The sequence below is a fragment of the Pseudomonas oryzihabitans NBRC 102199 genome, assembly GCF_000730625.1.
Lineage (GTDB): Bacteria > Pseudomonadota > Gammaproteobacteria > Pseudomonadales > Pseudomonadaceae > Chryseomonas > Chryseomonas oryzihabitans.
In genome coordinates, this window is sequence record NZ_BBIT01000011.1 from 92,739 (window position 1) to 101,364 (window position 8,626).

General features: G+C 64.5%; 7 protein-coding genes. 5 read left to right on the forward strand and 2 right to left on the reverse strand.

The genetic code is table 11. The annotated features are described in order from the left end of the window. Positions 1–196 precede the first annotated feature (196 nt). The 4 genes from POR01S_RS13710 to POR01S_RS13725 all read left to right on the forward strand — a co-directional run bounded on the left by POR01S_RS13710 (position 197) and on the right by POR01S_RS13725 (position 4,737). A complete protein-coding gene (locus POR01S_RS13710) occupies positions 197–1,516 on the forward strand; it encodes an MFS transporter (protein ID WP_007162335.1) in 1,320 nt (439 codons plus the stop codon). Further along, positions 1,509–2,459 (forward strand): amidohydrolase family protein, encoded by a 951-nt coding sequence (locus POR01S_RS13715; RefSeq protein ID WP_042136471.1) that lies wholly within the window; start codon positions 1,509–1,511, stop codon positions 2,457–2,459. The genes POR01S_RS13710 and POR01S_RS13715 overlap by 8 nt, the downstream gene beginning before the upstream one ends. After that, positions 2,456–3,469, forward strand: coding sequence for a 4-hydroxythreonine-4-phosphate dehydrogenase PdxA (locus POR01S_RS13720; protein WP_042136473.1), 1,014 nt, complete (start codon positions 2,456–2,458; stop codon positions 3,467–3,469). The genes POR01S_RS13715 and POR01S_RS13720 overlap by 4 nt, the downstream gene beginning before the upstream one ends. Before the next feature lie 92 nt (positions 3,470–3,561). Further along, positions 3,562–4,737, forward strand: a complete 1,176-nt coding sequence (locus POR01S_RS13725) for an L-rhamnonate dehydratase (protein WP_027597829.1) — start codon at positions 3,562–3,564, stop codon at positions 4,735–4,737. A gap of 49 nt (positions 4,738–4,786) precedes the next feature. On the opposite strand, the gene POR01S_RS13730 is transcribed toward POR01S_RS13725, so the two are convergent. Next, positions 4,787–5,185: a tautomerase family protein gene (locus tag POR01S_RS13730; RefSeq protein WP_042136475.1), complete on the reverse strand. Its 399-nt coding sequence runs from the start codon at positions 5,183–5,185 to the stop codon at positions 4,787–4,789. 102 nt (positions 5,186–5,287) lie between these two features. Here POR01S_RS13730 and POR01S_RS13735 point away from each other — a divergent pair, with 102 nt between their 5' ends. Further along, a complete protein-coding gene (locus POR01S_RS13735) occupies positions 5,288–6,172 on the forward strand; it encodes a LysR substrate-binding domain-containing protein (RefSeq protein WP_042136477.1) in 885 nt (294 codons plus the stop codon). A gap of 95 nt (positions 6,173–6,267) precedes the next feature. On the opposite strand, the gene POR01S_RS13740 is transcribed toward POR01S_RS13735, so the two are convergent. Then, positions 6,268–8,190, reverse strand: coding sequence for a UvrD-helicase domain-containing protein (locus tag POR01S_RS13740; RefSeq protein ID WP_042136479.1), 1,923 nt, complete (start codon positions 8,188–8,190; stop codon positions 6,268–6,270). Positions 8,191–8,626 lie beyond the last annotated feature (436 nt).

Here is an 8,626-nt window from a genome sequence, read left to right on the forward strand (position 1 = left end):
GGGGTTATGCCTGGCGCTGCTCTTCATCTGACTCCGCACGGCAAAAGGGCCGTAGCGACGAGCGAAAAACGACCTATATCCTGCGGCTATACACCTATGCGCAGATTTGATTAGACGGTTATCGCCCCCCGGCTGATAGTCGACCTCGCCAGCCGGCAGCTGAACACCCATAACAAGAATCCCAGGGGTCCATGCCATGCTCTCGACGTCCCGTTCCTCACGCCTCGGCGAAGCCGCCGTGCCCACGGCGCTCCAGGCTTCCCGCGTCCGCTGGCGCATCTTCGCCATCATCTTCGGCCTTACGGTCATCAACCTGGTGGACCGCGTGTCGCTGTCCATAGCCATGCCCACCATCGCCCGCGAATTCCAGCTGACGCCGGCCACCCAGGGGCTGATTCTCAGCAGCTTCTTCTGGGCCTATGCGCTCCTGCAGATTCCCGGCGGCTGGCTGATCGACCGCTACGGCCCGCGCCGCGTCATCGGCTGGTCCACCGGGCTCTGGGGCGTCTTCCAGACCCTCGCCGCCTTCGCCACCGGCGGGCTGTCGCTGATCTTCGCCCGGGTCGCCCTGGGCGCCGCCGAGGCGCCGCTGTTCCCGGCCGGTGGCAAGCTCAATTCCCTCTGGCTGGCTTCCAGCGAGCGCGGCCGTGGCGCGGTGCTGATGGATTGCGGCGGACCGCTGGGCGTGGCCCTGGGCGGTCTGCTCATCGCCTACCTGATCGCCGTCTTCGGTTCCTGGCGCACCGCCTTCTTCATCGCCGGTATCGCCACCCTGGCCATGGCCTGGCTCGCCTGGCGCTATCTCCGGGACGACCCAGCCGCCCACCCCGGGGTCAATGCCGCCGAGCTGGCGCGCATCAACGAAGGTCGCACCACCTCGGTGGCCCAGGCGGCCAAGGCCGGCGCCCGGGGCCTGGGCATCGCCCGTCGCTCCCTGGCCGGCATCCTCATCGGTCGCGCCAGCTGGGCCATGGTCTTCTTCGGCCTGCTGACCTGGGGGCCCAGCTACCTGGCCCAGGCCCGCGGCTTCGACATCAAGGGCATCGGCGCCGCTACCTTCGTCATCTTCCTCTGCGGGGCGGCCGGCTCCCTGGTCGGTGGCTTCCTCTGCGACCTGCTGGTGCGCAAGGGCGTGCGTCGTGGCCTCGCCGCCAAGGGACTGCTGTCCTGCTCCGGCCTGGTGGCCCTGGCGGCCTTCCTGCTGCTGCCGCGGCTGACCGATCCCTATGCCGCCGTGGCGCTGCTGTCGCTCACCGCCTTCTTCCTCATGTGGGGCAGCCTCTACTGGAGCTTCCCGGCGCTGCTGGCGGTGCCGGCACGGGTCGGCCTGATCGGCGGGGTAATGAACCTGGCCGGCAGCCTCGGCGGCATCGCCGTACCCATCCTGGTCGGCCTGCTGCTGCAGCACCTGGGTGGCTATCCCGCGGTGCTGGGCTTCTTCGCCCTCTGCTCGGGCCTGTTCATCCTCGGCACCCTGTTGATCGTCCTGGACCAGCGGGAGGTGCAGCATGGCTGAGCTCTATGACGGCCCCATCGTCGATGCCCATCATCACTTCTGGGAGCCCCGGCGCAACTTCCACCCCTGGCTGTCCGGCACGGAAACCATCCCCTTCCGCTATGGCGACTACAACGCCATCAAGGGTGACTATCTGCCCGAGCACTACCTGGCCGACGCGGCCGGTCACCAGGTGGTCCAGACGGTCTATGTCGAGACCGAGTGGGATCCGCGTGATCCCCTGGGCGAGACCCGCTACGTCCATGACCTGGCACGCCGCCATGGCGCGCCCCATGCGGTGGTCGCCCAGGCCTGGCTGGATGCGGCAGACGCCGCCGAGCTGCTCGCCGCCCAGGCCTCCTTCGAACGGGTGCGCAGCGTCAGACACAAGCCCGGTGGCCCGGCGCGCCCGGAAGAGGTGGGCAGCCAGCGCACCCTGATGAGCGACGAGCGCTGGCGCCAGGGCTACGCCGAACTGCAGCGCCACGGCCTGCACTTCGACCTGCAGACGCCCTGGTGGAATCTCGACGAAGCCTGTCGCCTGGCGCGGGACTTCCCGGCCACCCAGCTGATCCTCAACCACACGGGGCTGCCGTCCGACCGCAGCGCCGAAGGTCTGGCCGCCTGGCGCGCGGCCCTGGCCCGCCTCGCCGAATGGCCCAACGTGGCGCTGAAGATCTCCGGCCTGGGCCTCGCCGGCCAGCCGTGGCGCGCCGAAGACAACGCCTGGATCGTGCACGAGGCCATCGCCGTCTTCGGCGCGGAACGCGCCATGTTCGCCAGCAATTTTCCCGTCGATCGTCTGTGCGGCAGCTACGACACCATCATCGGCGGCTTCAAGCGTCTGGTGGCCGACCTGCCCATCACGGCCCAGCGCCAACTCTTCCACGACACCGCCCAGCGTCTGTATCGCCCGGTGGCCGACGTCTTTCGCCTGGACACCTACCTGAGGACTTCCGCATGAGCAATTCCACGCTTCCCCGCCTGGCCCTGGTGCTGGGTGATCCGGCCGGCATCGGCCCCGAGCTGATCGCCCGCCTGCTGGGCGATCCCGAGGTGCGCAGCCGCGCCCGCCTGGTGCTGATCGCCGACGAGGAGGAGGCCCGTACCGGCATGCGCATCGCCGGTTGCGAGTATCCCTACCGCCCCATCGATAGCCTGGATGCCCTCGATTTCCAGGACGACGTACCCCTGCTGTATCCCTACCGGGGCGCTGCGGAAGGCGCCTTTCCCCGCAGCGAAGCCAGTGTCGTCGGCGGCCGCTACAGCCTGGACACCCTGGCCGTCGCCCTCGACCTGACCTGGGCGGGCCACACCGACGCCATCCTCTTCGGTCCGCTGAACAAGACCTCCCTGCACCTGGCAGGCATGGGCCACAACGACGAATTGCACTGGTTCGCCGAGCACCTCGGCTACCAGGGGCCATTTTGCGAATTCAACGTGCTGGACGATCTCTGGACCTCGCGGGTGACCTCCCACGTCGCCCTGAAGGATGTCCCTGGCTTGCTCAGCCAGGAGCGGGTGATCGAAGCCATCCAGCTGATCGACAACGAACTCAAGCGCAGCGGCCTGGCGCGACCGCGCATCGGTGTCTGCGGCCTTAATCCGCACAATGGCGACAACGGCAGCTTCGGCCGCGAGGAGATCGACCTCATCGGCCCGGCCGTCGAGCGCGCCAGGGCGCTGGGCATCGCCGCCGACGGCCCCTATCCCGCGGACACCATCTTTCTCAAGGTCCAGGGGGACGCCCGCGCCTTCGACGCCGTGGTGACCATGTACCACGACCAGGGCCAGATCGCGATCAAGCTGATGGGCTTCTCCCGTGGGGTCACGGTGCAGGGCGGCTTGCCCATTCCCATCGCCACGCCCGCCCACGGCACCGCCTTCGACATCGCCGGTCAGGGCCGCGCCAATGTCGGTGCGACCCGTCAGGCCTTCGAGATCGCCTGCCGCCTGGGCGCTTCCCGCCACTGATAGCTGCCGCGGCGTCCAGGCGCCTCCCGAATCCGCCGAACCGGTCCCTGGGGCCGGACGGCCTTACTCATGCTCGAAAAAGGAACCTCACCATGAAAATTACCAGCGTTCGCACCCGCGTCTTCGAATGGAAGGGCAAGGTCGTCCCGCCCCAGGCGCACTTCTGCACCAACGCCACCGACATCCTCTATGAGCGCGGCGACGCCATGGGCTCCTTCCGCTTCCACGGCTGGCTGGTGGTGGAGATCGAAACCGACAGCGGCCTGGTCGGCCTTGGCAACTGCGCCCTGGCGCCGCGGGTGGCCAAGGAAATCATCGACCTCTACCTGACCCCCATCGTCCTGGGCCAGGATCCCTTCGACAACGAATACCTCTGGCAGAAGATGTATCGCCGCACCCACGCCTGGGGCCGCAAGGGCATCGGCATGGCCGCCATCTCCGCCGTGGACCTGGCGCTCTGGGACCTGATGGGCAAGGCGGTAGACAAGCCGGTGTTCAAGTTGCTGGGTGGCCGGACCAAGGAAAAGATCCCCTGCTACGCCTCCAAGCTCTACGCCAATGACAATCTGGATCTGTTTCTGGAAGAGGCCCAGGGCTATCTCAACCAGGGCTTCGATGCCCTCAAGATGAGATTTGGCTACGGGCCGAAGGACGGCCCCGCCGGCATGCGCCGTAACATCGAGCAGGTGCGCGCCTTGCGCGAGCTGGCCGGCCCCGACGTCGACATCATGCTGGAGTGCTACATGGGCTGGACCCTGGAATACGCCCGCCGCATGCTGCCCAAGCTGGCCGAATTCGAACCGCGCTGGCTGGAAGAGCCGGTCATCGCCGATGACATCGAAGGCTACGTCGAACTCAAGAAGATGGGCATCATGCCCATCTCCGGCGGCGAGCACGAATTCACCTCCTACGGCTTCAAGGACCTGCTCGAACGCCGCGCCGTGGACGTCATCCAGTACGACACCAACCGCGTCGGCGGCATCACCGCCGCGCGCAAGATCAACGCCCTGGCCGAAGCCTGGTCGGTGCCGGTCATCCCCCACGCCGGCCAGATGCACAACTACCACCTGACCATGGCCAGCACCGCGTCGCCCATGGCCGAGTTCTTCCCGGTATTCGACGTGGAGGTAGGCAACGAACTCTTCTACTACGTCTTCAAGGGCGAACCCCAGCCCGTCGGCGGCTACCTGCAACTCGACGATGACAAGCCCGGTCTGGGCCTTGAGCTGTCCGAAGAACACCTCAAGGACTTCGATGTGATCGAGTAGTAGCGGTATCGATTGCCGCCTCTGGGAAGAGTGGCGGCCAGCTGCGGAATCAGACTCCGGCTTGCTGGTGTCGCCATTCCTGACTCCGGCCGCCAAAACCATAGGCAGCCGCCCGCGCGTCGATCAGATGCACATAGCAGAGCTCGTGCACATCGGGCCGGAGTTTCGCCATGGCCGCCTGGACTTCATGAAGGAAACGCGCCTTTTCGCCTTTTGTGTTCGTCTCGTCGGTGATGCTGATGTCGAGATGAAAGGCACTGCCGCCGAGCGTCGCCAGCGATTCCCCGCCCAGGAACCAGTCCGCAGCAGCTATATAGTGAACAGTAGTCGCCATCAGCTCCGGGCGCTTGCCCAGATGCTCTGCGACCAAGTCATTGATGACGGCTGCGGCACGTTGACCGAGCGCTACGTCTCGCTCGCCTGATAGATGGAGCACGATGTGGGGCATGGCTGCTTCCTCGTTGGTTGGTGGCCCCAGTCTGAAGAGACTGGTTGCAGCGGAAAAGCCGGAAGATAAAATGTCATCCGTCGGTTTTTGGAATGGATGCTCATGTCAGGCTTCGATCTGGATCTATTGCGTACGCTCGTTACGGCTGTCGATGCAGGTAGCCTTTCGGCGGCGGTACCACTGCGCTGTCTCTCGCAATCAGCTCTCAGCGAACAACTACGTAAGCTGGAAGAGCGCGCCGGCCAGACTCTATTGATTCGCAGCAAGGCCGGCGTGAGACCTACCGCTGCAGGCGAGCGTTTGCTGGCCCATGCCAGGCCGCTATTGGCCATGGCCGATGCGGCTTGGCGTGATCTCCACGGGATCCCTCTTGAAGGTGAAGCCTGCCTGGGAGTGACCGACTATTTTCGTCCGGTCGATCTGGCGAGCCTGCTGGCACGCCTGCATCAACAGCTGCCTGGACTGCGTCTGCGTACCCGTATCGGCAGGAGCGACGAGCTTGAGGTTGCTCAGCGCGAAGGCGAGCTGGACCTGGCCATCGTCATGAAGCTGGATGTCGCCCGCAAAGCTGCACCCGGGGTGACGATCAATCCGCTACACCAGGAACCGCTAATTTGGGTAGGCGCCTCGAATACGAATCCGCTACAGCCGGGACGACCGGTGCCTCTGGCCTTGTTGCCGGAAGGCTGCTCCCTGCATCGATTGACCTGCAGCCGTCTGCAGGCCGCAGGTATTCCTTACGTGATCAGCCATATCGCGTCTGGTGTGGCCGGTTTGCAGGCTGCACTGACGGCAGGGCTTGGCATCGCATGCCTGAATGCTTCCGCCGTTACCGGCCAGGGGCTGCGCCTACTCGCCGAAGACGCTTTGCCAGCGTTACCCTCGGCACGCTTTCTGCTTTTGCAGGCTCATCATGATGAGGGCTCCGTGCAGTCGCGGCGTTTGCAGGTGCTGAGCGAGACTATTGCTGCAGGCCTGCGCGGCTAGGTGGAGAAGGCCTACATGTTGTTTCGGACGGGCGCTCGATTTTCGCCGGTGCTCAACCGCAGTGCGAGATCACAGCGCCCGCTACGTAACCTGACTCAACCCGCCAATATCGCCGCCGCACCTCGTGGCTGCCGGGTGTACCACAGCACCCGGCTGACCCCACGGGTCACCGCCACATAGCTCAGGCGCAACGCCTCGTCCGCCATGGCGTCGTCATAGCTTTGCTGGAAATGTCCGCTGGTCGCATAGAGGGCGTTGCGCAGCGGATGGGGCTGCTGGGGCTGGCCATCGTCCAGCACGATCGCCACCTCGGCCTGCAGGCCCTTGGCTCGGTGAATGGTGCAGGTGCGTACGCCTGGCTGACGTCCCAACTGCTCGTTGATGGCTTTCAAGGGCGCGTTCAGGCGACTCATCACCATGACCGCGCACCGCTCCGGCCGCTCTCGTTCCGCGGCATACGTCCGTTGCGCCTCGATCTCGTACAGCAACGCAGCCAACTGGCGGGCGATATCGAATTGCGGCACGACCTTGACCCCATGACCCTGGTCATCCGCCGCGCGGGAGGCTTGGGTTTTTTTGGGCTGCTTGTGGCGCACCTGGGTCAGGATGCGTTCACCATCAGCCACGATGTCTGGTGAAGAACGGTAGTTGGTTCCCAACATCAGTGTCTGGCTGGGCGTCTGGCCTGGAAACCAGCGATCGAAGTGAATGAACAGCTCCGGCGAGCTGCCCCGCCAGCCATAGATGGATTGCCAGTCGTCACCGATGGCCATCAGCGTAGGCGCAGCTTTCTCCTCCGCAAGCCTGCGCTGTACCTGCTGCAGCCAGAGGGCGATCTGCGGCGAGATGTCCTGGAATTCATCGATCAGCAAATGGGTGAAGGGCTGCAGACGGGCAATCAGGGCGCGACTGGGTTTCTTTTCCAGGCGATCCGTCAGCACGGCAAAGGCGGTATTGAAGGTGATCAGCCGCTGTTCCTTCAGCAGCTTGCCGAAGTGTCGCCAGAACTGCTGCATGGCCTCCAGGAAGATCCGGTCCCGCGTCGAGCACTCCAGCTGACTGCTCTTTATAGAGCCGACCCGCAACCCCAGGGTCTCGGCGAATGAGGCCTGGCCATAGAAGAGGTCGGGCAGCGGTTGGGGTTGACGTTCGCCATTGAGGACGAAGGGCTGCAAGGGTGGCGCGCCGGGTGGCTCCTCCTCATTGGGCGGCGCCAGTTCCAGCAACAGATGGACCCGACGCCGAAAGCCGGCGTCCTCGCGGTAGCAATGCTCGTAGGCCTGTATCAGGAGCTGCCGTTGAGCCTCGTTCAGGCTGGCGCCAGCCAGCATGCCGTTGTCCGGTTCGTCGTCACCTTTCGATTGGCTGGACAACTGCTCGAACCATTGCGTCGCCCTCAGTTCGGTGCGCGCCAACTGTGCCAGGGCCGAGTGAAAGGTTCTTACCAGCTCGCGTGCCGCCTCGTCATCCAGCGGGGCCTCCCAGAAGGCCAGGACGCGCTTGAGCTGGGCGCGCAACTCTTCGCAGGACGCCTTGGTAAAGGAGATGACAGTCAGCTGCTCGCGCGAGATGTCGAGATGACACAGCATGAACACCACTCGCAGCACCAGCGTCGTGGTCTTGCCCGAACCGGCCCCCGCGAAGATACGGGTAGCCGGAGCCCGCGCGAGGATCATCTTCCACTGCTCAGGTGACGGTGGCTGGATGATGCCCTGAGCCACGGCCTGCTCGACCCGTACCTTCATCCGCTGCTCCTGGGAGCGCTTGATGGTGAGTGCGGGGCCATAGATGCCGGCGGGGGAGGGGATGGCCGGGGTAGCCTGTATAAAGGATTGCTCGCTGTTCGCCGCCTTGACCGAGACTTTGGGCTCGGCCTGCCGTTTGCGGGCCTTGGTCGGCTGCACCTTTTTCTGGCCGCTTGGCGCCTGCTCTCCTTTAAGGAAGAGCGTGGTACGGGGAAACCAGTCGCCCAGGGTGTTTCTCAGCTGTTGTCGATAGCGAGCCAGGATGGAAGTCATGCAGTCCTCGAAACATGGTCTGCCGGCATCTTACCTCGCACAGGTGACAGCTCGCCTTTTGGTGGCCTTTTTCATCCCTGCCGAAAGATTCTTGAAATAACCTGTTGACCTGCTCTGAAACTCCCCTATAATGCGCCCCACTTCCGGCGCAGACGCTGAGGTGGCTTGAAAATCAAGCACTTAGGTCTGAGCCGGGCGAGGGGTCCACGGATTCTTCGCCATTTGGCTCTCACCTTCGGGTGACAACGAAATGAGGCGGAGGGGGTTGACAGCGTCTTGGGATGCTGTAGGATTCGCCTCCCGCTGCCGAGATTGGCTAGACCGGTCAGGAAAGCGCAAGTGGTTGAGTTGAAACGAAAAAGTTCAAATCAACGCTTGACAGGATGTGAGGACAGCGTAGAATGCGCGCCTCGGTTAGCGACACGGTCGCAACCAA